The organism is Flavobacterium aquicola (assembly GCF_003385115.1).
Lineage (GTDB): Bacteria > Bacteroidota > Bacteroidia > Flavobacteriales > Flavobacteriaceae > Flavobacterium > Flavobacterium aquicola.
Window position 1 is genome coordinate 285,678 of sequence record NZ_QUNI01000003.1, and the last position, 25,977, is coordinate 311,654.

Genomic DNA, 25,977 nt, shown 5'->3' on the forward strand with positions numbered 1-25,977 from the left:
AAATTTTTTGTTAGCCTTGCGTTTAAATTTAAAATCAATCTTTTTTATGCTGTTCGGTATGATTTTGATTTTTAAGAATCATATTCTCTCCAGTATTCATGCCGTTTGCCATTCCAATCATGAATGCGGTAATAATCATCATGAGTTTTCTTTTTAGCCAATGATTTGGCTGTTTGGATTTCTCCAAATGTGTTTTGTTATTGTTTTTATACATTTTGTAAATGATAAATGATTATACATTTTTTATCATCGTTATGCGCTGAACCGCATAAATATGCTTAGAAAGGATTTTCTACGCTATGTATAAATTAGAAAAGTGATTGCTGGAAGTGATGACTTTGCTCAAAAAAGCAATTTGCGCTTTGGTTGCGCTTATGTTTTGATAAAGTGAATTTTGTAGTTTTAAAAGTATTCTGGTTTGAATAGTGTAAACATCCTGAAGCTTGAAGTGTGCAAAAAGAATCGGTAATGCAATTCTTTCGGATGAACGTATTTGATGGAAAACGTATGATTTGGAATCTTTTTGACCAAATTCATTTCTACTCTTAAAATACGAAACCTGATAATACTCCGCAGAATTTGATTCAGAATGTAAAATACCGTCATTCACTATCAGACCAAAAGCCAGAAAGAGTGAAAGGAGATATTTTAAATACTTTGTCAATTTTTTAATTTGAGTGATTTGTTAAGCGAATATAGGAACAATTGTTTAGAATTCAATAAAAGCATTTTTTAGGATGAAGTTTTTATAACAGCATAACTATCTTTTGTCTGCTGAATCTGCGAGAGGGATAGGAATAAGCTACCGAAGTAGCATGGATAGCCCGACCGCATCCCGATAAAAGGGCGTGTACCCGCAAAGAGAATAGCCCTTTTATCGGGATGTGGTCTCGCCCACACGATCTTTTGCGAACTGACGAAGTAAATGACTTGTATTTATTTGGTTATTTAGAATTGGATTTAAGCTCCTGATTTCTTGAAATAATCGGCTAAAATTCAAAATTTTAAAATACTTGTTTGGGTTGCAAAAGTTTTGTAATTTTGCGACCCAATTTTATAATGTAAATTAAAGAAGAAGATGGATATCAAAAGAGTAGCAATAGACGCTGTGAATGAAACGATTGTGATGACAGTTGTTCACATGGATTACAAAGGACAAGTAGCGAAAAGAATAAACGAAAAAATGCCTTTGGCGACTGTAAAAGGTTTTAGAAAAGGACAAGTACCAAAAGACCTTGTTGAAAAACAATACGGTAAAGCTATCAAGAAGGAAGAAGTTAAGAAAGTAGTGGATTTGGCTTTGGAGCGTTTTGTACAGTCTGAAAGATTGAACCTTTTGGGAACTCCTCTTGCTAAAGAAAATGAAGAATTGGATTGGGATGCTGAAGAATTAGTTTTCGAATATGAAATCGGTTTAGTTCCTTCTTTTGAGTTGGATCTTGAAGCTAAAAATGATATCGTAAAATATGTTGTTACTGCTGATGATAAATTAATTGACGGACAAGTAACACGTATCCAAAAACAATTTGGTGTAGCAAATCCAGTTGAAAAAGTTACTGCTGATGCTGATATCGCTGGAACTTTTGTAAATGCAGAAAACGGAATTGATAACCAAACAACTTTCTCTTTAGACGTATTTAAAGATAAAGCTACTGCTGATTTGTTCATTGGAAAAGAAGTTGGAGATGTGGTTACTGTAAATACAAAAGGTTTGTTCCAAGACGATCACCAATTGATGGATTACCTAAAAGTTGGTCACGATAATGTACATGATTTAGCAATTGATGTTGAATTCACTATCAGTGCTATCAATGTTTCTGAGCCAGCTGAATTGAACCAAGAATTGTTCGACAAATTATTCGGAGAAGGAAATGTAGCTTCTTTGGAAGATTTGAAAGCAAAAATCAAAGAAGATGCTGAAGCACAATTTGCTCAGCAAGCAGACCAAAAATTATTGGCTGACGTTCAAAACTTTTTAGTTGAAAATACTAAATTCGATTTGCCATCTGAATTCTTAATCAAATGGTTGCAGACTGTTGGAGAAAAACAATTAACTCCAGAAGAAGCAATTGTAGAATACGCTAGATCTGAAAGAGGTTTACGTTTCCAATTGATCGAAGGAAAAGCAATGGCTACAAGCGATATCAAAATTAATTTTGAAGATTTGAAAGCATTTACAACCAATGCAATCAAACAACAAATGGCTCAATTTGGACAAACAAACCCAACTGACGAAGAAGTTCAAGGAATTGTGGCTAGAGTATTGTCTAATCAAGAAGAAGTAAAAAGAATTTCTGATCAAGTAGTTGCTGCTAAATTATTGGATTTATTCAAAGAAAAAGCAAACCCAACTACTAAAGAAGTGACTTACGAAGAATTTATCGCTGCGTCTTACGGAGAATAAATTTTAGTATTTAAAGACAAAAGTTTAAAAGCCGAATGTTATAATAACGAAAAGCTTTTTAAATTTTATGCCTTTATTACTGATATTAAATTATTAAAAAGGTTTATATTTGAGCGTCAGGAAATTTTTTTTTGACGCTCTTTTGTTTTAATTGGCCTGAATTGTTTTCAGGAGCTATTCCAGCTATTCGTTACAAGTTTTTTCATGGCTTCCTTTTTTTGTAAGGAAAAAAAAGAGCTTCCGCTGGTCGCTTTTTTTTACCAACAAAAAATAGTCAGCCATTTCAAAAACTTTTCACTGCTATCTGGGCTAAAAAAGTAGACATATTGACATTCCAGTAAATAAGGTATGGTCTTTGTATACTTCTTTCAAACTTTTAAACTTTAAACCTTAAACTATTTTATAATATGGACTACGGAAAAGAATTCAAAAAATTTGCGATTAAAGGTCAAGGAGTAAATGCAATGTACTATGATAAAATAGTATCGGCAATGAATCCAAAAGGTATGACTCCCTATATAATTGAAGAGCGTCAGCTGAATATTTCTCAATTGGATGTTTTTTCAAGACTGATGATGGACAGAATTATTTTCCTTGGCACAGGAATTGATGATCAGATTGCAAATATCGTTCAGGCACAATTATTGTTCTTGGAAAGTGCAGATGCATCAAAGGATATTCAGATTTATTTGAATTCACCAGGTGGAAGCGTTTACGCTGGTTTGGGAATTTATGATACGATGCAGTACATCAAACCAGATGTTGCTACAATCTGTACAGGAATGGCAGCTTCTATGGGAGCAGTTCTTTTGTGTGCAGGTGCAGCAGGAAAACGTTCGGCTTTGCCACATTCAAGAGTAATGATTCACCAGCCGTCAGGAGGAGCACAAGGAGTTGCTACTGATATGGAAATCAACTTACGGGAAATGTTGAAACTGAAAGATGAGTTATATCATATCATTTCTCAGCATTCAGGACAGACTTTTGAAAGAGTGCACAAAGACAGCGAGCGTGATTACTGGATGATCGCTGATGAAGCCAAAGAATACGGAATGATTGATGAGGTTTTAAGAAGAGGATAAATAGTTATTGGTTGTCAGTTGATAGTTGTTGGATTTTAACCATCAACTATCAACCATCAACTATCAACCAAAAAGAGAATGGCAAAACAAGTATTACAATGTTCTTTCTGCGGAAGGAAAAAACCGGAAACCAATTTATTGATCGCTGGAATCGATGCGCACATTTGTGATAAATGTATCGAACAAGCGCACGGAATTGTTCTGGAAGAATTAAAAACAAACAGAGGTTCGAAACTCGTTGGTGATTTAATTTTAAAGAAACCAAAAGAAATTAGAGCTTTTCTGGATCAATATGTAATTGGACAGGAGCAAACCAAGAAAGTGATGTCGGTTGCGGTTTACAATCACTACAAGCGTTTGATGCAGCAGCAATTGGACGATGAGGTAGAGATTGAAAAAAGCAATATCATCATGGTAGGGCAGACTGGTACAGGAAAAACATTGGTAGCAAAAACAATTGCCAAAATGCTGGATGTGCCTCTTGCTATCGTTGATGCAACGGTTCTTACCGAAGCTGGTTATGTAGGAGAAGATGTTGAAAGTATTTTGACTCGTCTTTTACAAGCTGCCGATTATGATGTTACCAAAGCTGAAAGAGGAATTGTTTTTATTGACGAAATTGATAAAATTGCCCGTAAAAGTGACAACCCTTCAATCACTCGTGATGTTTCTGGAGAAGGAGTACAGCAGGCTTTATTGAAATTATTGGAAGGAACAGTGGTTAATGTACCGCCAAAAGGTGGACGTAAACACCCAGATCAAAAATTTGTTGAGGTAAATACGCAGAACATTTTGTTTATTGCCGGTGGTGCTTTTGATGGAGTAGAACGTATCATTTCAAAACGTTTGAACCGTCAGGCAGTAGGGTATTCGACTTCCAAAAATGTGGATAATATCGATAAAGACAATTTACTGCAATACATTATCCCAAAAGATATCAAAGATTTTGGATTGATTCCTGAAATCATTGGACGTTTGCCAGTTTTGACACATATGGATCCTTTGGACAGAGAAACGTTACGTGCGATTTTGACGCAGCCAAAAAATGCTTTGATCAAGCAATATCAAAAGTTATTTTTGATGGACGAAGTTGATTTCACTATTACTGACGAAGCTTTGGATTTTATTGTTGAAAAAGCATTGGAGTACAAGTTAGGTGCCCGCGGATTGCGCTCATTATGCGAAGCAATTTTAACTGACGCTATGTATGAATTACCAAGCTCAGATGATAAATTGCTGACAATCGATAAAGAGTATGCTGAACATACATTAAACAAAAATTTACTGAAGAGAATGGAAATTGCTTCGTAAATTCTAATAATAAAAAATACTAAAACCTGCTTTGTTAATAGAGCAGGTTTTTTTGTACTTTGTTCTGAAATAATTGTTATAAATGAAAAGTAAAAATCTCGAAATTGCTTGTTTTAATCTAGAATCGGCTATTATAGCGCAGCAGTATGGAGCAGACAGAATTGAGTTATGCGATAATATATTGGCAGGAGGAACTACTCCTAATTTTGAAATTGCTCGGAAAGTACGTGCTGCTGTCAATGTAAAAATGAATGTAATGATTCGTCCAAGAGGGGGCGATTTCGTTTATAATGATACCGAGTTTGAACAGATGAAATCAGAGATACTACAATTCAAGAAAATGAATGTGGATGGATTTGTATTCGGAATTTTGGATGCAAATAATTATTTTGATTATTCAAGAAATAAGGAGTTGGTGACAGTTGCAAGCCCGTTTCCTTGTACTTTTCACCGTGCATTTGATGAGGTTTCAAATGTTTATGAATCTTTAGAGTTAGTAATAGATTGCGGTTTTAGAACGGTGCTTACTTCTGGACAGGGTAAAAATGTGATGGAAGGAATAGATGTTTTAAGAAGTTTGGTTACTAAAGCCAATGGAAGAATTGTGATTATGCCTGGAGGCGGATTACGGTCTTCTAATATCGTTCTGTTAAATCAAAAAGTCAATGCATTATTTTACCATTCTTCAGCAATTATCGATTTGAGTGAAATCGCAGATGGTAATGAAATTGAACAAATAAAATGTTGCCTTCAATAATTTGAAGTGTTATATTAATGTTTTTAAATGGCTTTTTTATTGTTTAAAAAGTGTTTTCTTTTAGATTATTTGTTAAATTTATAGGAAAAATAATTTGTTATGATAACGGTTAAATGCAAGGTAGAAACTTCAATTGATGAAGTTTGGAAATTCTGGACTACGCCAGAACACATTACAAAATGGAGTTATGCGTCCGACGACTGGCATACTCCTTATGCGGAGAATGATTTGCGGGTTGGAGGAAAATTCAAGTCGACAATGGCTTCAAAAGACGGAACTATGAGTTTTGATTTTGAAGGAGAATATACAAAAGTTGAGAATCACTCCATGATAGAATATAAAATGGCTGACGGCCGAAAAGTGGATATTTATTTTATCAGCTTAGAGGATGGAGTTGAAATAATCGAAAGTTTTGATCCCGAAAATGTAAATTCGGAAGAAATGCAGCGGGAAGGCTGGCAGGCGATTTTGGATAATTTCAAGAAATATGCAGAGTGCCTTTAAATATAAAAAAACAATAGTGATGGCAAAACAGATTTGGCTTAATCTGCCAGTAAAGGATGTAAAAAATGCGAAAGACTTTTTTATTAAAATTGGTTTTGTTTTTAAAACAGAAAAGGAGACTACGTCTTCAGCCTGTATGCTGGTTGGCGAATCTAATTTTGTAGTAATGCTTTTTGAAGAAAGTTTATTTGAAGGTTTCGTTCAAAACAAATTGACAGATACTCAAAAAAGTTCAGAAGTATTAATTTCTATTGATGCTCAAAGTATACAAGAGGTCGATGAACTTGCTGTCAAAGTTAGAGAAGCTGGAGGAGTAGTTTTTGCAGAACCTGCCGGAAATCAAGGCTGGATGTATGGTTTTGGCTTTGCAGACTTAGACGGACACCGCTGGAATGTTCTGTATATGGATTTCAGTAAATTGCCTAAATAAACTAACTAGCAGAATTAAAATAGTTACTAAGTCCTAAGTTGCAAAGTTCTAATTTTTTTTGGTTAGACTATTTTAGCATAGAAGCTTAGTATCTTAGTTACTCAGAATCTTAGAGAAAAAAAACAATTAAAACTTAAAAAATTATGGCAGCAGTTAATCCGTATTTAATTTTCAATGGGAATTGCGAGGAAGCATTTCTATTTTACAAATCTGTTTTTGGTGGAGAATTTCCGTATATCGGAAAATTTAGTGATATGCCTTCGGATGAGAATAGTCCAAAATTATCAGAGGCAGATGCAAACAAAGTTATGCACGTATGTCTGCCAATTGGTGATACCATTTTGATGGGAAGTGACAGTAATGATGCCAGTGGTGAGGTTGTTTTTGGATCCAATGTTTCGATTTCGATTAATGCAGAAAGTACTGAGGAAGCTGACAGAATTTTTAACGGACTGTCAGCAGGAGGAAATCCTTATATGCCAATGAATAAAACCTTTTGGGGTGCTTATTTTGGAATGTTTGTGGATAAATTTGGAATTCACTGGATGGTAAATTTTGATGAAAATCCTACTAAATAAAAGTCTTTAAATATGAAAGCGCTAAAATTTATAGGAATTGGGATAGTTGGAATTATTGCTTTGCTTTTGATTATAGCAATGATTGTTCCGAAAGATTACACCATATCGGTTTCTACAACAGTTAATAAACCGCAGGCTGTGGTTTTTGATTATGTAAAAATGATTAAAAATCAAGAACATTATAGTGTTTGGGTAATGAAAGATCCAAATGTAAAAATCGAATATACCGGCATTGACGGAACTGTGGGTGCCAAATCGTCTTGGGTGAGTCTGGATGATAATGTGGGTGTAGGCTCACAGCAGATTACTAAAATGACAGACAGCAGAATTGATGTCGATATTCATTTTGAAAAACCGATGAAAGGCGACGATTCTGGTGCTACAATTGTCGAAGCAATTTCTGATAATAAAACTAAATTGACCAGCGAATTTTATGGACACGCTGATTATCCGATGAATTTAATGAGTTTGGTTTTTACGGGTTTTATTAAAAAAGATATAGCCCAAAATTTGGCGAATGCGAAAAAGAATTTGGAAAGTCAGCCTTGATTTTTTTGAAAATTATATTTTACCGCAAATTTCACAAAGATTTCGCAAAGTCCGCAAAGCTTTGCGATTCTTTGCTTTTAAAAAGTTAAAGATATTTTTTCTTTGCGAACCTTGCGGTTAAATTTACAATTACTTCATCATTCCGCCACCACTTTTTACTTTTTCGGTTTCAATGTTGGTGTTTTCATTCTGCATTTTCAAGTTTCCGAAATTATATGTTAATGATATACGGAACGTTCTGGAATCTTGTTTTTGTCTAAAAGAAGTATTTAAATTTTCTCCGGCAATTAATGCATTCACTTCATTCTGATTGAAAACATCAAAACAATGCAGACCAATTTTTAAATTCTTATCCATGAAATCCCTGTTGAATGAAATGTCAAACTGCTGAATAGGTTTGGTAATTTTATAAATCTGCCAATTTCCTGGAGGAAGGTAGAAATACATCATTGAGTTCTTGATTTTCCATGGAAGCATGATCTGCGACTGGAAGGCATAATTAAAAATAGCCTTATTGGTATATGGGAAGTCATAACCTTTTATATCTGATTTGATATAATTAAAGTTCACAAAAATGTAATTCATCTCGTCGATGTTTCCCATACGTTTTTTAAATTCTTCTTTTCCTTTAAAGATATAATCTAACGGAATCGGGAAATTTGCATAAGCACTAAAAGTATTAAAATGATCAAACTGCTGATATGTCTGATTGCTCACCGGCTCGGTTGCATCGGCATCGGCACTGAAAACAAAAAGGTTATTGTCTTTTGATGCAGTGTAATTCATTCCCAATTGAATAAACTGCATTGCTGTGATTTTGAACTCATAGTTGTTCAAATACGTTGGATCCAGAAACAGATTTCCCTGTGAAGTGTTGTATTGGTCAAATGCATTCCCGTTATTTGGATCCAAATTATTGTAATTAGGCTGATTGATTTTTTTAGAATACGAAGCCGAAATATTTACATTATCATTCACTTCATAGATAGCACTGGCATTCGGGAACAAATTGGTGTTTTTGAATTTTATTGGCTCTGTCAGAGTGTTTGTGATTCTTTCTACATGGTAATCTTCAAAACGCAGTCCGGCGGTAAAATTGAATTTTTTAATTTTTTTTCGGGCTTCGGCATAGAACGCCAGATTGTTTTCCGAGTAATCGAAATCAATCATATTTGTTGCTGAATTGGTGTAATAATTCCCAAGGTCATTTACTTCCAATACGTTGAATTTACCACCAGTATTGATTGAAAAATCCAATTTTTTAAACGGAATTGCAAAGTCATATTTTAGGTAATAATTTTTTAAATCAAAATTAAGATCGCTGTTTGCAAATGAGTTTGAATTAGAAATATGATCAATGGCATTCGATTCAGTAATTGGTTTTTTGTCAAATAAATTACTGAAAGCGGTTATATCAAGCGTTCTTCCTAAAGTGTCAAGTTTGGTCTTGTACTGCAGACTGATCTCGTGATTGTTGTTTTTGTTTTTGGTCGTTCCCTGATTGAAATAATCAATGTCATCGCCCATTGTTGTAGCATCAAAAACAGAACGATCATTAGCGTAATTTCCGTTGTAATTGAATAATAAATTCGATTTTTCAGTCAGTTTGTAATTGGTACCTAATCTAAAATACAAGTTTCTGTTAGTGTTTACGGTAAAATTTTCCTGCTTTAGATACTGCATTGGATTAAAAGCGGTAAACTCCTGTAAGTTGCTGGTTTTTTGCTCGCTGTCAATATAATTATAACCCAGCATTGTCTGCCAGCTTAAGTCTTTTTCTTTTCCGTTTAAAAGAATCTGCGGACTTGGTTTTTGGTATTTGTTAAAATTATAATTGATGTTGAAACTAGCGTTTACACCTTTCATTCTTTTGGAACTGGTAACGATATTAATTACTGAACCGCTTGAATTGGCATCAAATGAAGCACCAGGATTATAGATTAATTCTACTTTTTCTATGGCATTGGCCGGCAGCGTGTTTAGGTAATTTTGTAAATCATTACCAGATAATGTGCTTGGAGCACCGTCAATATAAATAGTAACCGCTTTTCCGTTTAGAGAAATGCCACCAGTTGGCGAAGTAATTACGCCAGGTAATTTTTTTACGGCTTCAAGACTGCTTCCGCTGTTGAGCATGCCGTTGTCTTTTACGCTGATTGTCGTTTTATCCGAATCTACCTTGATGTATTTTTTTTGGGCAGTTACAGTTACTTCGTTAAGAGCATTGACTTTTTCCTTTAAAGAATCTTTTTCGACTTTTGGAGAATTTTCTCCATTTGTCTTGGCTTCCTGCGCAAATATAAAAGTTGTGCTAAGAAGAAATAAGGCTAATACTGTTGATTTCATTGATTAAATGATTTTGATTGATGATTGCATACAAGACTTTCAAAATCAAAAAATGTTACAACAGAGATAGAAATATTTAAGAAAAGTTTTGAGAATTGGACGGATTTGCTGTTTGCACGCATCTTTTTCCGCCGCTTCCGCCGCATACACGATTAGAAGAACAGGAGACAGCGGTTAAAATTATTAATAGAAAGAATAGTTTTCTCATTAGAAGCTGACAAAGTGCTGCATTTTTTTCAATTGCTCGAGATAGTCTCTTTTGTTAGATAAGCGGGGGATTTTGTGTTGGCCTCCCAGTTTATTGCTTTCTTTGAGCCAATCATAAAACAAACGTTCTCTGGCAACATTAATCACCAACGGATTCAGTGTCATGTTGTTGTAGCGTTTGGCTTCATAATCAGAGTTTAAAGATTGCAAAGTTTCGTCTAAAATCTTTTGAAATGCATTGATGTCTTTTGGTTCCTGCTTGAATTCAATCATCCATTCATGAGCTCCTTTTTCTTTGTCTTTCATGAAAATAGGTGCAACGGTATAATCAACTACCTCGGTTTGGGTTATTTTGCAGGTTTTGGCGATAGCCTGATCCGTATTTTCAACCATTAATTCTTCGCCAAAAACATTGATGTGGTGCTTGGTACGTCCAGTCACGCGAACACGATAAGGATCCAAGGAGGTAAAACGTACAGTGTCGCCAATTAAATAGCGCCACAAACCGCCATTGGTTGTAATGACCATAGCATAGTTCTTGAACAATTCAACATCGGCTAACCGAATCGCTTTTTGGTCTGGTGTGCCAAAGGTGTCCATTGGAATAAATTCATAAAAAATTCCGTAGTCTAGCATTAACAGTAAATCACTCGAATTATTTAAATCCTGAATGGCAAAAAAGCCTTCGGAAGCATTGTAAATTTCGTAGTATTTGAATTGGCTTTGCGGAAGAATTTTTTGGTATTGATCACGATACGGATCAAAACTCACGCCTCCGTGAAAGTAGACTTCCAAGTTAGGCCAAACCTCCATTAGGTTTGTTTTTCCTGTTTCTTCCAATACTTTATTCATAAGCACTAGCATCCAAGAAGGAACACCAGCGAAACTCGTCACATTTTCATTTAGGGTTTCCTTGATGATAGCGCTCATTTTGGTTTCCCATTCGCTCATTAAGGAAATTTTACTGCTCGGCGTACTGCTGAATTCGGCCCAAATTGGCATGTTTTCGATCAAAATTGCCGACAAATCACCAAAAAAAGTATTGTTGTTTTCATAAATCTGGGAACTGCCTCCAAGACGCAAGCTTTTGCCCACAAACATCTCCGATTCTTCATTGTTATTCAAATACAAACACAGCAAATCTTTACTGCCTTTGTAATGACAATCTTCAAGCGCTTCATTACTTACGGGGATAAACTTGCTTTTGGCATTGGTAGTACCGCTGGATTTGGCAAACCATTTTACGGGAGTGTTCCAGAGCACATTTTGTTCTCCCTGACGCGTACGTTCTATAAACGGTTCCAAATCTTCGTAGGAAGAAATCGGAACTCTTTCTGTAAAAGTTTTGTATGATTTTATAGAGGAATACTCGTATTGTTTCCCAAAAGCCGTTTCTTCCGATGACCGAATTAAATTCATCAGTAATTCTTCCTGAACCTCATTTGGATACTTCAGGAAAAGCTCAATTTGGTGAATTCTTTGTTTCAAGAACCAAGAAGCGATAGAATTTATAATTGATAAAGGCATGGAGTTTTTAGATTTTAGATTAACGATTTTAGATTTCTGATTTTCTCCATAAGAAGAAAAGATAGAAATTTAAAATTTGAATATCGATTGACAAATGCTAACTTTGCTCTTGTCCCAAAAATAGTGTTTTTTTGTAAAAAACAATTCGATTTTTATCAAATATTCAAAATTCGAGCGAATAGTTCTGGCATTTGCAATCATAAATCAACAATTTAAAATCCCAATGACATACCAAGGAGTACTTTCTAAAATGCAGACCGAATTTGGAAATCCCATCCAATATTATCTGGTTTTCGAAAACAGTTTTTTAAACATGAATCAGCTGTTGAACAAGGAGCTGGAAATTAATTTTGAAGGCTACCAATGTTTAAACTGCAATAAAAAGAAAAAAATATTCCGGCAGGGATTCTGTTACGACTGCTTTTATTCGAGTCCGGCTGTGGGCGACTGGATAATGAAACCTGAGCTGAGTACCGCACATCTTGGTATTGCCGATCGTGATTTGGAATACGAACAAAAAGTGCAGTTACAGCCTCACATCGTTTATTTGGCTTTGTCGAGCGAGGTCAAAGTAGGAGTGACGCGCAAAACGCAAATGCCTACGCGATGGATCGATCAGGGGGCGACTCAGGCGATTTCAATCGTCGAAGTGCCCAATCGATATTTGGCAGGAATTACCGAGGTAGCTCTAAAAAATCATTATGCCGATAAAACCAACTGGCGCAAAATGCTTCAAAATGATGTTATACCTGTCGATTTGATTGCCGAAAAATTAAAGCTTGAAAATCTAATTCCAGCCGAAGTGCAGGAATTTTATCATTTGGACAAAAACGACTTGTACGAAATGCATTTTCCCGTTTTGAATTATCCCAAAAAAATAGCCAGCCTAAGTCTGGATAAAACTCCTCATTTCACAGGAAAACTGACAGGAATCAAAGGGCAGTACCTCATTTTTGAAGACGGAACCGTTTTCAATGTCCGTGGTTTTGAAGGTTATGTTGTCTCAATTAATGTATAAAAATTATTGTTATTTGGGCGTGCCACCCACCAAGAAAAAGGGCTATCTACTTTGCGGTGATAGCCCTTTTTCTTGGTGGGTGTCGGGCTATTCATTACAAGTCCTCGACAAGTTCCGCTCTCGCTACACTTGTCTGCGGGCTTTTCATTGCTATCCCTCACGCGGTTTAGCGGTATAAACAAGATTATTTGTAGGAATAAATTAATATATTTGAGGAGTAATATGTGAAGTAAAACTTTATGAAACTATTTATTTTTCTTGGATATATATGAGAAAGTTTTGTGTATAAACATATTGAAAAAAAGCAGAATTAATATAAAAAGAATGACAGTACATCTCCAAAATAAATTGAAAAATACAATTCTACTTCTGATTTTTTTATCTTTTCAATACTTAAATGCTCAAATAACGCTGAGTAATAATGTTGGAACAACACTGGTTAAGACAGATATGCTGGCATGTGATGACAGTGAGGGTTGGTCAAGATTGTTTAAACTATCAGATTTTGGCATAAAATCAGATGAACAATTTATCATTAAGTCTGGCGAAATAGGAATTAGTAAATCTACTATTAGTACAACTTTATATGTTATGGTTTTTAGTGTTGATGTAGATTATCCTGAATTTGCCATTACTCCATATCATACAAAGTTGTTGGGAACTGGCAGTCTCGGAAAAACTCCAATTATTAATGGTGCTCCTGAAATTGTTCAGGCAAAATTTGATACACCAATAATTGTTCCTGCGGGTACAGATAGAATTTTGGTAAGTGTGTCGAAATTTAAAGATTATTATGATCCAACATTTGCAGAAGTTCTTGTTGCAGGAACTGCTGTAGATACTGGAGAATCCGTGTATTCTGGATGTGGTTCAAGTTATACTTATGTTTCTACTAAAGATTTACCTATTCCTGTTCCAAATGCAAATTTTTACATTAATGTTACTGGCGAAGTATTTAACCCAAAAAGTACAGGATCAATAACTAGACTCTCTCACAACGTCTGCGATGATGTTGCAGAAACAGGTATATATTCATGTTCTTCTACTTACATATATTGGGCAAGAGATTTTAAATTAAAAGATTTTGGCATATCAGATAATGAAGAATTCGTAATTAAATCGGGTCAGGTTGGAATTAGTGCTACTGGTTCCTCTCATTCAGAAGTAAGTTTTAATGTGTATAAAATTGATGACAATTTTCCTGCCTCTTTTTCTCAAACTGATTTAATAGGAAGTAGTCAAATCCACAGTCTTCCAACTAGCATAGGTTATGATCATGGATCTCAAGTTGTACAGGTAGATTTTGTTACACCAATAACAGTTCCAGCAGGGGTCAAAAAAATTCTGGTAGAAGTTTTTAAAGGAATTGGTTGGGGAGATGGAGTTGCGTTTATAGCTGGTTCAGCACAGGATAATGGTGTTTCATGGCAAAGAGGTTGTACCATTAATCGTAGCACTGGTTACAATTTTGATAATAAATATGTTTCTACTGCTGATTTTGGATATCCTAATGCAAATTTTTATATCAATGTAACAGGAAATGTGAAAAATGTTTCCAATCATTTTGAAATGAATTTTTCAAATATCTGTTCTGAATTTTTAAAGGAATTTAGTGTTGATGATCAGGCAAAAGTAGCTTCAATTGCATGGGATTTTGAAGACCCAGCTTCGGGAGTAAATAATACATCTACAGATTTATCTCCCTTTCATGATTTTTCTGCAGATGGAACATATACAGTTACGGCTACAATTACAGCGAAAGATGGAACAGTTGAAACTTTAACAGAAACAATTGACGCAAAAGAACCGCCAAAGGCTTATGGTATTAACAATATCTATGCATGTGAAAGTGATGCAGGTACAGGGATTTCAAAATCATTTGATGTTTCTACGATTACACAGCAGGTTTTAGGAGGACAAACTGATAAGGATGTTACTTTTATAGATGGAAAGGGCAGTAAATATACTTCATTACCAACTCCTTTTACTAATACGATTAAAGACAGAGAAACAATAACGGTAAGAGTTAGTCATAAAGATAACCTTTGTTGCTATTCTGAAACGACTTTTGATTTAATTGTAAATCCAAAGCCAAACTTATCGGCTGTTTCTGATTTAATTGTCTGTGATAATGATACAGATGGTTTTGGACAATTTAATTTAAAGTCAGTAGAAACTTTAATTGTAGGAACTGCAATAGATATAAAAGTGGAATTTTATCATCAAAATGGACAGAAAATACAAACTGCATTAAATGCAATTACAAATCAAATTGTCAAGGAAGAAATAATAAAAGTAAAAGTCATAAATACTAATACAAATTGCTACAATGAATCAACTTTTAAATTAATAGTAAGTCCATTGCCAACAGCAAACTCTTTGCTGGAACTTCTTGGATGTGATAACAATAATGATGGAATTTCAGAATATTTTGATACTTCAAATATTGAATCGACTGTTTTAGGAAATCAAATCGGAATGAAAGTTTCTTATTTTGATGCTATTGGAAATCAATTACCAAGTCCTTTACCTAATCCCTATACAAACTCGACTAATAACAAGGAAATAATAGCCGTTAGAGTAACAAATAGTTTAACTAATTGTTATGCTGAGACGTCGTTAGTTTTAAAAACATCTTCACAACCCCAAATTAATAAACCAGCCAATAGATATGCTTGCGACGAGGGTAATGGTTTTGCCAGTTTCGATTTGTCTAATATAGGAACTGAAATTGTAGGGAATCAATTAGGTTTGAAAATAATGTATTTTGATAGTAATGGAAATAATTTATCTAGTCCTTTGCCTATTTTATTTAGAAATACACAATCAAAATTCCAAACTATAAAAGTAAAGGTGGAGAACGAAAAAAATAGTCTTTGTAATGCTGAAACAAGTTTCGATATAATTGTAAATGACTTGCCAACTGTAAAAATAGAAAAGTCGTATATTTTATGTGATCTGGAGCCTTCATTACATGTAAACGTTGATAATAATTTAGATAATTATAGTTGGAAGTTTCAAGATGGGAGCATTATTTCAAATACTTATGAAGCCGATTTGGTTAATGATGGAAATTATATACTGACAGTTAGTAAATTTCAAAATAATATTTCTTGTGAAAATAGTTTTGATTTTAAATTAATACGGTCAGTTCTTCCAGCTATTACAGAAGTAAAATATAAAGAGTTGTCAGAAAATAATTTTATTGAAATTATTGTAGCAGGTGATGGTGATTTTGAATATTCTATAGACGGTAAAAATTATCAGGATAGTAATTATTTTTACAATATTCAAGGAGGAAACTATGTAGTGTTTGTAAGAGATAAAGAAGGTTGTGGTGAAGATTCTAAAGAAGTTACTATAATTGATTATCCGAAGTTCTTTACTCCAAATAATGATGGTTATAATGATTTTTGGCAAATAAAAGGCATAAAAAAATATCCGAGTTCTAAAACATCAATTTTTGATAGATATGGGAAGTTACTTTTGATATTATCTTCTAATGATTCGGGATGGAATGGTTTTTACAATGGAAAAGAATTGCCGTCTGATGATTATTGGTTTAAGACTTATCTTGATGATAAGACAGTTTTTTCCGGACATTTTTCACTAAAACGTTAAAAGTTAGTGTGACAGCGTATTTATAAATTGTACACACATTCAAGAAATGACAATTGAATAAAATATAAAAACACAAACATTATGGAAGATTCAAAAAACAAACCAGAAGACACAACTCCAAAAGTAACAGGAATCGGCGGAATATTCTTTTTCTCTGATAATCCAGCTGAAACCAGAGAATGGTATGCAAAAAACTTGGGACTTGATGTCAATGAATGGGGTTCCACTTTCGAATCCCGAAATATCAACAAACCCGATGAAGTGAATCAACTGCAGTGGAGTCCCTTCAAGAGCGGAAGTGAGTATTTCGCTCCTTCCAAAAAGGAATTCATGATTAATTACAGAGTTCAGAATATCGAAGAACTTGTAAAAAATCTAAGAGCCAATGGTGTGACCATCCTCGATGAAATGGAAACCTTCAATTATGGGAAATTCATTCACATCATGGACTCCGAAGGGAATAAAATAGAACTTTGGGAACCTGTTGATGAGGTTAAGTTATAGAATGGATAACAATTAAATTCGTCGAATTCACCAAATTGTACGCACAGTTTGTCATTCCGAGGAACGAGGAATCTCCGTTAGGAGCTCGATAAAGATTGGGTATTTTTGATTAGGGAATTACTTGCGAAGATTCCTCGTTACTCGGAATGACAATGTTATGTAAACAGGGCATTTTTTTTACCTTATTTAGTTCTTCTGAACAAGCTTGTAAGTATAAATGCTTTTATAGAAAAACCTACAAGGTTTCGAAAAAGACCTTGCAGGAATCAAAAAAAAAAGCCGTCTCCAATTTTGTTGTGAGACGGCTTTTCTAATTTAATTTTGAGGAGTTGTAGGCTCTGCTGGTTTTTTCTTTTTAAATAAACCATTTAGTAAATCGCCGGCTTTCTTTTTAATATCTTCTTTTTGAGCACCAGTTTTAGTAGTGTCAGTATCCGTTTTTTGGTTTTTGCTCAATAACTTATCCAATTCTGAAGTTCCTTTTTTCAGCAGTTTATCCGATTGCTGTTTGGCTAATTCTTTCGTCAGGTTAGTCATAACCGTTTTCATGTCTGTCGAAATTTTTGGATTGCTGAAATTACCGGTCATCAATGCAGTTACTGGAATGTTTTCAAATTTAGCAGCATCGGCAGGAGACATTTTAGAGATAAAAGCATTGGCTTCTTTGCCCAAATATTTGGCAGGAACATTAAACTTGATGTTGTAATCCATATTTTGATCAAAACCATGACTTCCGCCAACAGTCGCTTTTATATCCTGATATTTTATATCGAATGGTTTTACATTTACCTTACCGTCTTTAAATGTCAAATATGCTTTGATGTCGTTGAGGTTTACTTTGTTTAAATCGACAAATTTAACATTGGAAGTCAACGCTTTTAAGAGAGTCGAATTATTCGAATTTATAGTTGTTGAAAGCAATTGTCCAATCAAATCTCCTGAAATTGTTTTCAAATCCGGAGTCATTTCAGCAGCATCAAGATTTCCGTTTAACTTGATAGCGGTGTTTATTTTTCCATTTACGACACCTGCAATTGGAGCTATTTTTTTCAGCATATCCAATTGGGTGAAACTCTGCTGAATATCAACTTGATTTAAATTTAAATCCATATCAAAAATCGGTGTTTTTCCTTTGGTAGAAACAGAACCATTGGCACCAATTGTTCCTCCAAAAATGGATGTTTTTACATCAGTCAAGGAAACTTTTTCATCTTTAATGGTCATTTTACCCGAAACAGCTTTTAATGTCAGGTTATCGTACAAAACTGTATTGGCTTTTGCGGTAAGCGTGCAGTTTAAAAAAGCAGGTATTTTTAGTGGTTCAGCTTTCGTAGTTTTTGCAGGCTCTTTAGTTTCTGTTGTAGTTGGCGCAGTGCTGGTAGCCATGAAATCGCTTACAGCAAGCTGGTTTGAAGACAAGTTGAAATTACCTTTCAGCTCTTGTTTTCTGAACATAAAACCATAAAAATTATCTAAAACACCAGTTACGCTAAGGTCGCTTTTGCCCGTTTTAGCATTGAACTGTTTCAGGTTAACCTGACTTGGATTGAATTGTACCAAAGCATTGCTGATGGTCATGTTTTTGCCGTTTCCATCATCATAATTAAATCCTGTCAAGCCGATAGTTCCTGCATTGTTAATATTTTGGTACTGGCTTTTTTCAACCGAAGCCATATCAAATTTGGTAGTTACGTTTGCTTTAAGAATACCAGTAAGCGGTTTTTCAAGTTTTATCGGATAGGCTTTAGAAAGATTGGCTAAATTTATAGTTCCTTTCAAAGCGGCGTCAACAAGTGCGTTAGTACTGATGTTTTTTATATTGGCTTTGGCATCAAAAACATCTTGGTCTATTCTAAATGAAAGCTTGTCCAGATTAACGTAAGTGTCATTCATGATACCTGTTTCATTTACGATTTTAGTATCAATTACAATACTTTGCACCGATTTTGGCAGGTTCGGATATTGAAATGATCCGTTATTGGAAGCAATTGCAATATTGAATTTCGGAATGGTAGTGTCTGTAAGTGTGCCTTTCGCAAAACCGTTAACAGTAAAATCTCCTGTAGTTTTCACGCCTTCTAAACTAGAAGAATAAGCAGCAGGAATCAGTCCCAAGAAGTTTTTGAACGAAGAAGTCGGTGTTTTGAATTTCAGGTCATACACTTGTCCTGTTTCGGCCATTTGTATAAAACCGTCAAATTCCAACGGCAGCTGATTGATTAAGGCTTTGTTTTCTTTAAACGTGTATTTGCTTTTTTCTAAATCGATTCCAAGGACAGCATCCAATGACAAAGCAACATTTTTCATATAATTGATTTTGCCCATGTCGAATGAAACTTTAGCAGTCGACTTCGTATCTAAATCCAGTTTTGAACCACTAAAATCTCCTGTTCCTTCATGGTTTAAGCTGTCAATGACCATTCGCATCTGTGAGCCCTCATCAAAGTATTGGAATTTGAAATTCTCAATTTGGTACTTCTGAATTTTCAATGACATTGGGTCACTTTTTGAATCATCTTCTTTTGGTTTGTTGTCTTTTAATGCAATATCAAAATTTCCAATTCCGTCTTTATTGAATATAATATTGATAAAACCATTTTTCGAAGTTATTCCTTCAATTTCCATGGCTTCTTCTTTGCCCTTAAATAATTCTTTTACAGACATTTTTAAGTTTAGTTCGCCCAAAGAAACCAATGTATCTCCTTCAAAAGGAGCTTTGTTGATAATTAACAGTTTGTCTAAAACAACTGTAGCCTTCGGGAAATTTTTGAATAAACTCAAATCAGCATCTGCAAAAGAAACTTTGGCGTCTACTTTTTCGTTTATAGCCTCAGTGATTTTGGCTTTTATTTGGTCTTTAAAGAAATAAGGAATTGCAAATAGGGAGATTGTCAGCAGAAGCAATACAATTCCAACGATTTTTAGAATTTTCTTTAGCATATAAGTTTAGTAATTTGGGTTATTGTTTACAAAAATAAGTGTTTATTAATTAGTTGTTCTGTTAAAATTTATAAAAAAAGAAACCCTTTCAGTTTAAAACGGAAAGGGTTTGGGTTTTATTATTTTGCAAAATTACTGTATCGAAATTTCAAAAGGCATTCTGGCTTGGATTCCTTTTTGAAGCTGTACTTTTTTAACCTGCTGTAAAAGGAAATAGTTTTCTTCGCCTATTTCTTCTTTAATCAAAGCTTCTTTTGATTTGGCAAAAGGAAGTTTAGCAAATACATCGGCAAAATCTTTTTCGTATTCTGGGAAGTTTTGAGTAGAATAGTCTTTTATTTTGGCCAATGAAGCAGCTTCTTTTAAGGCGTCATTTAAATTCCCTATTTTATCTACTAATCCAATTCTCTTTGCTTCAGTACCTGTCCAAACACGCCCTTGTGCGATTGAATCTACTTGAGCAAAAGTCATTTTTCTGCCTTCAGCAACATGTGTTACAAAAGTTTTATATACTCTTTCAATTCCTTCTAAAGTTACTTTTTTATATTTCTCGTTCAAAGGAACAAACGGACTGTAATTAGCATTTTCATTTGTTGTTACCTGCTCAGTATTAATTCCGATTTTGCTTGACAATTGACTAAAGTTTGGTAAAACTCCAAATACTCCGATAGAACCTGTTATGGTGTTTTTTTCAGCAAAAATTGTGTTGGCATTGCACGCAATATAGTATCCGCCTGAAGCTGCGTAATTTCCCATCGAAACCACAACTGGTTTTATTTTTTTGGTTAGTTCGATTTCTCTCCAGATTAAATCTGATGTCAAAGCACTTCCTCCAGGGCTGTCCACGCGAAGAACGACGGCTTTGATATCTTTGTTTTTTCTTGCTTCTTGAAAGGAACGGCGCATAGAACCTTCGCCAATTACGTCAACATCACCTTCACCGCCTTGGATTTCGCCTTGAGCGTAGATAATAGCAATTTGATTATCTGTTTCTGAAAGTATTGAAGTAGTTGCTACTTTTTGAGCATAATCAGTTATAGAAACTTTATTGTAATCTTCGTCTTTTGCAACTTTCAAAACATTTTTGATTGCCTGATGGTATACATCTTCGTAAGCAACAATATCGATAAGTTTATTTGCTTTGGCCATTTCTGGCGTGCGGGCTAATAAACCGGTTGCGATTTCATTCAATTTAGCAACTGAAATATGACGACTTGTCGAGATATCAGCAAGAACCGAACTCCATACAGAATTTAGTAAAGCGGTAGTCTGCTCTCTATTGGCATCACTCATTTTATTTTCAAGGAAAGGTTCAACGGCACTTTTGTATTTTCCGTGACGGATAACTTCCATTTTAACTCCTGATTTTTCTTGTAAATCCTTAAAGAACATTATTTCGGTGGATAATCCTTTGAAATCGAGGTCTCCAGCCGGATTTAAATAAATTGTATTGGCAACTGAGTTTAAGTAATAATCTCTCTGTGAATAATCATTGGCGTAAGCCATAACGAACTTCCCAGATTTTTTAAAATCATCCAATGCTTCTCTAAGTTCTTTGCTTTGCGCCAAACCCAAAGAAGAATTTTGGTTTAAAATTGATATTCCTTTGATGTCGCTGTCAGTTTTTGCAACAGCAATAGCATTGATAATATCGGTAAGTCCAATGTTTTTTTTCTCTGAAAAGACATCCATCCACGGGTCTTTATATTTTCCGGCATAATCATTGGATATATCTTCTAAGTTTAATTCTATAACCGAGCTGCTTTTAACTTCGACCCCTTCGGCTTCGCCTCCAAAAAGCGCACCAATGAGTACAATGCCAAAGAAAAACAGCATAAAAAAAACAAAAATACCAATGATGGTAGCCATTACATTTCCTAAAAATCTCATAAATTCTATTTTATTGATATGTATTTAAAAGTGCTGATTTGTTACAGGTAGTAACGAAAATAAATTGCAGTACTGAGGGCAAATATACTGTTATTCTAAAATTCTTTTAGTTAATTTGCGCTTAATATGGAACTACAGCATCAAGTCATTTTATCTCTGGGAAGTAATCAGGGCGATCGGTTGAAAAATATCGAATTGTGTCTGGAGTTAATTCATAAGGAAATCGGAACTATTATAAAAGTGTCCAGTTTGTATGAAACGCCTTCTTGGGGATTTGAAAGTGAGGCGTTCTATAATTGTGCTTTGGTTCTGCATACTTCTAAAAAAGCGGAACAGATTTTGGACGAAGTTTTGGCAGTTGAAAAAAAGCTAGGCCGAATCCGAAGTGAAAATGCAGGTTATCAATCCAGAATTATTGATATTGACCTGATCGCTTTTGATTCTGAAATCATTCATGCTGAGTATCTTCAGATTCCGCATCCTTTGATGCAGAACAGAAAATTTGTTTTACTTCCTTTTCAGGATTTAAAGTTAGACTGGATTCATCCTATTTTGAAAAAAACGATTCCAGAATTAATTCAGATAACTCCTGATGACAGCGTTTGCGAAATAGTGCAAGAATTGGAAAACCCTTTGAATTCAATTCGGTTAAATCAATATAATTACATTGCCATTGAAGGAAATATTGGTGCTGGAAAATCGACATTGGCACTAAAAATGGCTCAGGATTTTAATGCTAAAACAGTTTTGGAGCGTTTTGCAGACAATCCTTTTTTACCCAAATTCTATGAAGATCAAAGCCGGTATGCTTTTTCGTTAGAAATGTCTTTTTTGGCTGACAGATATCAGCAGCTGTCTGATGATTTATCGCAGTTTGATTTGTTTAAAGATTTTATTATTGCCGATTATCATATTTTTAAATCGCTGTTGTTTTCTAAAATCACGTTAGAAGCTGATGAATTTAGGTTGTACCGAACCCTTTTCGATATCATTTATAAAGAAATGCCTAAACCTGATTTGTATATTTATCTGTATCAAAATACCGACCGCTTACTGCAAAATATAAAAAATCGCGGCAGAAGCTATGAACAGCATATTACCGCCGAATATTTAGATAAAATAAATAAAGGCTACTTAGAATACATCAAGACCCAGACAGATTTGAATGTTTTGGTAGTTGATGTTTCCGACCGTGATTTTGTAAGCAATCAGGAAGATTATATTTTTATACTAAGTAAAATTCAGGAGAAGAGTAATCTGTAATTATCTCTTCAAAGAAAAATGACCTTTTAATTCTGGAATATCTTTGTCTAATTTTAGCACATACCAATAATCGGATGCAGGCAGCGGGCTTTTGTTAAAACTGCCATCCCATCCTCGGTTAGAGCTATTAAGGCGTGTGATTAATTTTCCGTAGCGGTCAAAAACAGTTACTTCTCCAGATGGATAATCTACCATTCCTTTTATTTGCCAAAAATCATTATATCCATCGTTATTTGGCGTGAAAAATTTAGGAATAACAATTACTATAAATGTTTTTTGATCAGTGCTGCATAAATTAATTTCTCTAACATATGCTGTCTGTAGTCCGCTTGGCACATTCGTGAACACATTAGAGCTTTGAAAATTTATTCCGTCTATTGAGAATTCAAAATAATCTTCGCTTTTTACCAGCTCAATTATAACGGTTGTTTCGTCAACTTTTATGTTTTTTATTTCAGGTTTGATATTTTCTACAACATTAACTGTTTTTTTACTTGTGCAGTTTTCGGGAGCAGGGCTTGTTACAGCTACTGTGTAAATGCCTTTGTTTGTAACGTCAATAGTTTGTGTTATAGCTCCAGTTGACCAAATATATGTCATGTCTGGAATGCCGGCATCTAAAGTAATGGTTTGCGACACACATTTTTCGCGAGTCTGGTCACTTACAGCAGGAAGCGGATAAATAATTATGTCAACTGGAGTCTTCGTGCTATTAATACAGCCGTTATCAACAGCTTCGGCGTAATAGGTTGTGTTGGCAGTAATAGCTGGAGTTGTATAAGATGAACCATTTCCAACAATGGACCCGCCATTTTGTGAATACCAGTTTATTGTTCCAGCCGTAGCTGTAGCCGATAAAGTGACTGTTCCTTGTCCGCATCTTGTGGCAGGTGTGTTGGTTATTGTAATGGATGGTGTTGTTTTTACGGTTGCAATTACTTCCTTTCTTGAATTAGGACAGCCAGCATCAACATAATAGGATGTAGTTGCTGTCAATGTTGGGGTTGTAAAACTGGTTCCGCTTCCTTGTAAATTGCCTGCTGTTTCAGCATCATACCAATTAACTGTTCCATTTGAAGTCTTTGCCTGCAGTGTAACAGTTCCTGCATCACATCTTGAGGAAGGGGTAGTGCTTGTTATTTCTATAATTGTCAGTGTAGTACTGGCAGAAAGCTTTAAAACAGGATCGCCCGCTGTTCCGCCATATTCAACAATATAACCTTTTGGCTGATAATCTCCACTCGGAGACCCTGAATCGGCCAAATCATTCCATGATCCTGCAACTCCAATTCCTGGGGCAGTAATATGTGCATAGTCTTCATCACCTGACTGATTCGGCTCACCGCTATTCCAAAAAGCGAAATTTGGGCTTGAACCATTTGCAAGACCATTCCAGAATATAGTGCCAGCTTCTGGACCTGTCATCCATTTCCATGTTCCTTCAACTTGAGAATCAGAACCGCCTATCCATCCTGCTCCTGGAGCTTGTTTTCCTGCCAGTTGTGCTTCATCTGCTGCTGTAATGGTAGCTAAGTAGCCTTTTAGTCCGTAGTAGGTTTTTAAATCTGCTGCAGCTCTTGCATCAGTCCATGAGATTCCTAAGTTAGGTACATATTCGTAATAATGACCGTTTCGAGGTAAAAAATTAGCTTGCCCAATACTGATTGAAAAGTTTCGAATTCCACTAGGTGAAACTGATGAATTGTTAAATTGAACGTCTTTTATTGCTTTTTCAAAATCGATATACGTTACAGGTAAGCCTGTCGGGCTTTTTAATGTTAATTTGCCTTCGTTTGCATTCCAAGTGCTTTGAATTGCAGGATGGGATAAAGGATTGTTTAACGTTAATTGATCCTCTCCCTTTATATAGCCAGATGAAATTTGAATATAAATAGCATCAGTACTGGAGTCATCTGGGTCAGTTATAGTAATGGTGCTTACTATATTAGAATAAGTCAAAGGACAATAAGATTGATTTCCTGTTGCAGTAAGTATGGGAGCAATGTTACTAGCTGCCGGCGTTGTAGTACTACAATTTTCAGAATAAATAGCTGAAGCATCTTTTTTATCAACCCATTTCGTATTAGAATATGTAGCATTATCAACTAGGATACAAGTAAGTTTTGGGTTGCTTAAAAAGGAGATAGTATTAAAACTTGAATTATTACCATTCTTTATATTTAAATAACTCAACTGATTTGAAGCGCAGGAAAAATTCCATAAAACCTTATTTTTACTTACATCAAGTGATGTCAATTGATTAGAAGAGCAATCAAAATACTTCAATTTTATTTGATTATTTATATCTAATGAGGTTAATTGATTTGAAAAACAATATAAAGCCTCTAATTCTGTATTTACTCTTATATCTAATGTGGTCAGTTTATTTGAATCACAAGATAATGACCATAATACTGTGTTATTACTAATATCTAATGATGTTAATCTATTTGAAGAACAGCCCAAGTACCATAATTTTTTTTGATTAGCAATATCTAGTGATGTTAATTGATTTGAAGAACAAATCAAATCTGTTAATTCTGCGTTTTTACTTAGATTTAATGTCGTTAGTCGATTGGACTCACAATGAAGTGTAAACAATGCTGTGTTGCTACTTGTATCTAATGTTGTTAATTGATTTAAATCACAATATAGTATTTTTAAAGATGTATTTTTACTAATATCTAATGTTGTTAATTGATTTGATGAACAATATAAGATGTTCAAAGCAACAAAATCCTCAATCCCAGATAAACTAATAATGCTGCTATTTGAAACATTTAAAGTAGTTAAATTACTGATTTTTGATGTGAGTACTTTTCCGTTTAATCCGTCTGTATCAATTCCTAAATCGATCAAAGCTTTTTCAAAATTTGAATCAGGAATTGAGGTATCTTGAGCAAATCCAAAAAAATTTGAAAACAGTAAAAATAATAGTGCCAATTTTTTCATAACAATGCGAAGTTTTCGTAACTCTTTAATAGAATAATTAAGAGTCACGCAAAATAAACAATGTAAATCAGTTTTTTGAAAAAAAAAGCGATAT

General features: G+C 34.5%; 18 protein-coding genes. 12 read left to right on the forward strand and 6 right to left on the reverse strand.

The window, feature by feature from the left end; all coding sequences use genetic code 11:
• Positions 1-292: 292 nt before the first annotated feature.
• Positions 293-664 carry a hypothetical protein gene (locus tag C8P67_RS06400; RefSeq protein WP_147298203.1) on the reverse strand — a complete coding sequence of 124 codons (372 nt, stop codon included), beginning with the start codon at positions 662-664 and terminating at the stop codon, positions 293-295.
• A 414-nt stretch (positions 665-1,078) separates the two neighbouring features.
• Between C8P67_RS06400 and C8P67_RS06405 the strand changes: the two genes are divergently transcribed.
• The 8 genes from C8P67_RS06405 (at position 1,079) to C8P67_RS06440 (ending at position 7,615) form a co-directional block, all read left to right on the forward strand.
• Positions 1,079-2,404, forward strand: a complete 1,326-nt coding sequence (locus tag C8P67_RS06405) for a trigger factor (RefSeq protein WP_115811531.1) — start codon at positions 1,079-1,081, stop codon at positions 2,402-2,404.
• Between the two features lie 407 nt (positions 2,405-2,811).
• Positions 2,812-3,486 carry an ATP-dependent Clp endopeptidase proteolytic subunit ClpP gene (gene clpP / locus C8P67_RS06410; RefSeq protein WP_115811533.1) on the forward strand — a complete coding sequence of 225 codons (675 nt, stop codon included), beginning with the start codon at positions 2,812-2,814 and terminating at the stop codon, positions 3,484-3,486.
• Between the two features lie 78 nt (positions 3,487-3,564).
• Positions 3,565-4,797, forward strand: a complete 1,233-nt coding sequence (gene clpX / locus C8P67_RS06415) for an ATP-dependent Clp protease ATP-binding subunit ClpX (RefSeq protein ID WP_115811535.1) — start codon at positions 3,565-3,567, stop codon at positions 4,795-4,797.
• A gap of 82 nt (positions 4,798-4,879) precedes the next feature.
• Positions 4,880-5,554 carry a copper homeostasis protein CutC gene (locus tag C8P67_RS06420; RefSeq protein ID WP_115811537.1) on the forward strand — a complete coding sequence of 225 codons (675 nt, stop codon included), beginning with the start codon at positions 4,880-4,882 and terminating at the stop codon, positions 5,552-5,554.
• A 99-nt stretch (positions 5,555-5,653) separates the two neighbouring features.
• Positions 5,654-6,058 carry an SRPBCC family protein gene (locus tag C8P67_RS06425; RefSeq protein WP_115811539.1) on the forward strand — a complete coding sequence of 135 codons (405 nt, stop codon included), beginning with the start codon at positions 5,654-5,656 and terminating at the stop codon, positions 6,056-6,058.
• A 19-nt stretch (positions 6,059-6,077) separates the two neighbouring features.
• Complete coding sequence (locus C8P67_RS06430) at positions 6,078-6,488, forward strand: VOC family protein (protein WP_115811963.1); 411 nt, start codon at positions 6,078-6,080, stop codon at positions 6,486-6,488.
• Between the two features lie 143 nt (positions 6,489-6,631).
• A complete protein-coding gene (locus C8P67_RS06435) occupies positions 6,632-7,066 on the forward strand; it encodes a VOC family protein (protein WP_115811541.1) in 435 nt (144 codons plus the stop codon).
• A gap of 12 nt (positions 7,067-7,078) precedes the next feature.
• Positions 7,079-7,615 carry an SRPBCC family protein gene (locus C8P67_RS06440; RefSeq protein WP_115811543.1) on the forward strand — a complete coding sequence of 179 codons (537 nt, stop codon included), beginning with the start codon at positions 7,079-7,081 and terminating at the stop codon, positions 7,613-7,615.
• Positions 7,616-7,744: 129 nt separating this feature from the next.
• On the opposite strand, the gene C8P67_RS06445 is transcribed toward C8P67_RS06440, so the two are convergent.
• Both C8P67_RS06445 and C8P67_RS06450 read right to left on the reverse strand, forming a co-directional pair.
• The gene (locus tag C8P67_RS06445; protein WP_115811545.1) at positions 7,745-9,961 is read right to left on the reverse strand and encodes a TonB-dependent receptor domain-containing protein; all 2,217 of its coding nucleotides are present in this window, start codon (positions 9,959-9,961) and stop codon (positions 7,745-7,747) included.
• A 207-nt stretch (positions 9,962-10,168) separates the two neighbouring features.
• On the reverse strand, positions 10,169-11,695 hold the full coding sequence (locus tag C8P67_RS06450; RefSeq protein WP_115811547.1) for a GH3 auxin-responsive promoter family protein: 1,527 nt from the start codon (positions 11,693-11,695) through the stop codon (positions 10,169-10,171).
• 223 nt (positions 11,696-11,918) lie between these two features.
• On the opposite strand from C8P67_RS06450, the gene C8P67_RS06455 reads away from it, so the two are divergent.
• The 3 genes from C8P67_RS06455 to C8P67_RS06465 all read left to right on the forward strand — a co-directional run bounded on the left by C8P67_RS06455 (position 11,919) and on the right by C8P67_RS06465 (position 16,838).
• On the forward strand, positions 11,919-12,713 hold the full coding sequence (locus tag C8P67_RS06455) for a DUF2797 domain-containing protein (protein WP_115811549.1): 795 nt from the start codon (positions 11,919-11,921) through the stop codon (positions 12,711-12,713).
• 324 nt (positions 12,714-13,037) lie between these two features.
• Positions 13,038-16,334: a T9SS type B sorting domain-containing protein gene (locus C8P67_RS06460; RefSeq protein WP_115811965.1), complete on the forward strand. Its 3,297-nt coding sequence runs from the start codon at positions 13,038-13,040 to the stop codon at positions 16,332-16,334.
• Between the two features lie 81 nt (positions 16,335-16,415).
• Positions 16,416-16,838: a VOC family protein gene (locus C8P67_RS06465; RefSeq protein ID WP_115811551.1), complete on the forward strand. Its 423-nt coding sequence runs from the start codon at positions 16,416-16,418 to the stop codon at positions 16,836-16,838.
• A gap of 315 nt (positions 16,839-17,153) precedes the next feature.
• On the opposite strand, the gene C8P67_RS06470 is transcribed toward C8P67_RS06465, so the two are convergent.
• Positions 17,154-19,778: an AsmA-like C-terminal region-containing protein gene (locus C8P67_RS06470; protein ID WP_115811553.1), complete on the reverse strand. Its 2,625-nt coding sequence runs from the start codon at positions 19,776-19,778 to the stop codon at positions 17,154-17,156.
• Between the two features lie 132 nt (positions 19,779-19,910).
• Entirely contained in the window at positions 19,911-21,668 is a 1,758-nt protein-coding gene (gene sppA, locus C8P67_RS06475; protein ID WP_115811555.1) for a signal peptide peptidase SppA, read from the reverse strand.
• A gap of 126 nt (positions 21,669-21,794) precedes the next feature.
• Here sppA and folK point away from each other — a divergent pair, with 126 nt between their 5' ends.
• Entirely contained in the window at positions 21,795-22,931 is a 1,137-nt protein-coding gene (gene folK / locus C8P67_RS06480) for a 2-amino-4-hydroxy-6-hydroxymethyldihydropteridine diphosphokinase (RefSeq protein WP_115811557.1), read from the forward strand.
• On the opposite strand, the gene C8P67_RS06485 is transcribed toward folK, so the two are convergent.
• Positions 22,932-25,883 (reverse strand): T9SS type B sorting domain-containing protein, encoded by a 2,952-nt coding sequence (locus C8P67_RS06485; RefSeq protein ID WP_115811559.1) that lies wholly within the window; start codon positions 25,881-25,883, stop codon positions 22,932-22,934. It abuts the gene before it with no gap.
• Positions 25,884-25,977 lie beyond the last annotated feature (94 nt).

Excerpts from the sequence above, each read along its gene's own strand:
- C8P67_RS06465 (WP_115811551.1), top strand. The coding sequence starts at position 16,416 with ATGGAAGATTCAAAAAACAAACCAGAAGACACAACTCCAAAAGTAACA.
- C8P67_RS06430 (WP_115811963.1), top strand. The coding sequence starts at position 6,078 with ATGGCAAAACAGATTTGGCTTAATCTGCCAGTAAAGGATGTAAAAAAT.
- C8P67_RS06445 (WP_115811545.1), bottom strand. The coding sequence starts at position 9,961 with ATGAAATCAACAGTATTAGCCTTATTTCTTCTTAGCACAACTTTTATA.
- folK (WP_115811557.1), top strand. The coding sequence starts at position 21,795 with ATGGAACTACAGCATCAAGTCATTTTATCTCTGGGAAGTAATCAGGGC.
- sppA (WP_115811555.1), bottom strand. The coding sequence starts at position 21,668 with ATGAGATTTTTAGGAAATGTAATGGCTACCATCATTGGTATTTTTGTT.
- C8P67_RS06435 (WP_115811541.1), top strand. The coding sequence starts at position 6,632 with ATGGCAGCAGTTAATCCGTATTTAATTTTCAATGGGAATTGCGAGGAA.
- C8P67_RS06470 (WP_115811553.1), bottom strand. The coding sequence starts at position 19,778 with ATGCTAAAGAAAATTCTAAAAATCGTTGGAATTGTATTGCTTCTGCTG.
- C8P67_RS06450 (WP_115811547.1), bottom strand. The coding sequence starts at position 11,695 with ATGCCTTTATCAATTATAAATTCTATCGCTTCTTGGTTCTTGAAACAA.
- C8P67_RS06440 (WP_115811543.1), top strand. The coding sequence starts at position 7,079 with ATGAAAGCGCTAAAATTTATAGGAATTGGGATAGTTGGAATTATTGCT.
- C8P67_RS06485 (WP_115811559.1), bottom strand. The coding sequence starts at position 25,883 with ATGAAAAAATTGGCACTATTATTTTTACTGTTTTCAAATTTTTTTGGA.
- C8P67_RS06405 (WP_115811531.1), top strand. The coding sequence starts at position 1,079 with ATGGATATCAAAAGAGTAGCAATAGACGCTGTGAATGAAACGATTGTG.
- C8P67_RS06425 (WP_115811539.1), top strand. The coding sequence starts at position 5,654 with ATGATAACGGTTAAATGCAAGGTAGAAACTTCAATTGATGAAGTTTGG.
- C8P67_RS06420 (WP_115811537.1), top strand. The coding sequence starts at position 4,880 with ATGAAAAGTAAAAATCTCGAAATTGCTTGTTTTAATCTAGAATCGGCT.
- C8P67_RS06460 (WP_115811965.1), top strand. The coding sequence starts at position 13,038 with ATGACAGTACATCTCCAAAATAAATTGAAAAATACAATTCTACTTCTG.
- clpX (WP_115811535.1), top strand. The coding sequence starts at position 3,565 with ATGGCAAAACAAGTATTACAATGTTCTTTCTGCGGAAGGAAAAAACCG.
- C8P67_RS06455 (WP_115811549.1), top strand. The coding sequence starts at position 11,919 with ATGACATACCAAGGAGTACTTTCTAAAATGCAGACCGAATTTGGAAAT.
- clpP (WP_115811533.1), top strand. The coding sequence starts at position 2,812 with ATGGACTACGGAAAAGAATTCAAAAAATTTGCGATTAAAGGTCAAGGA.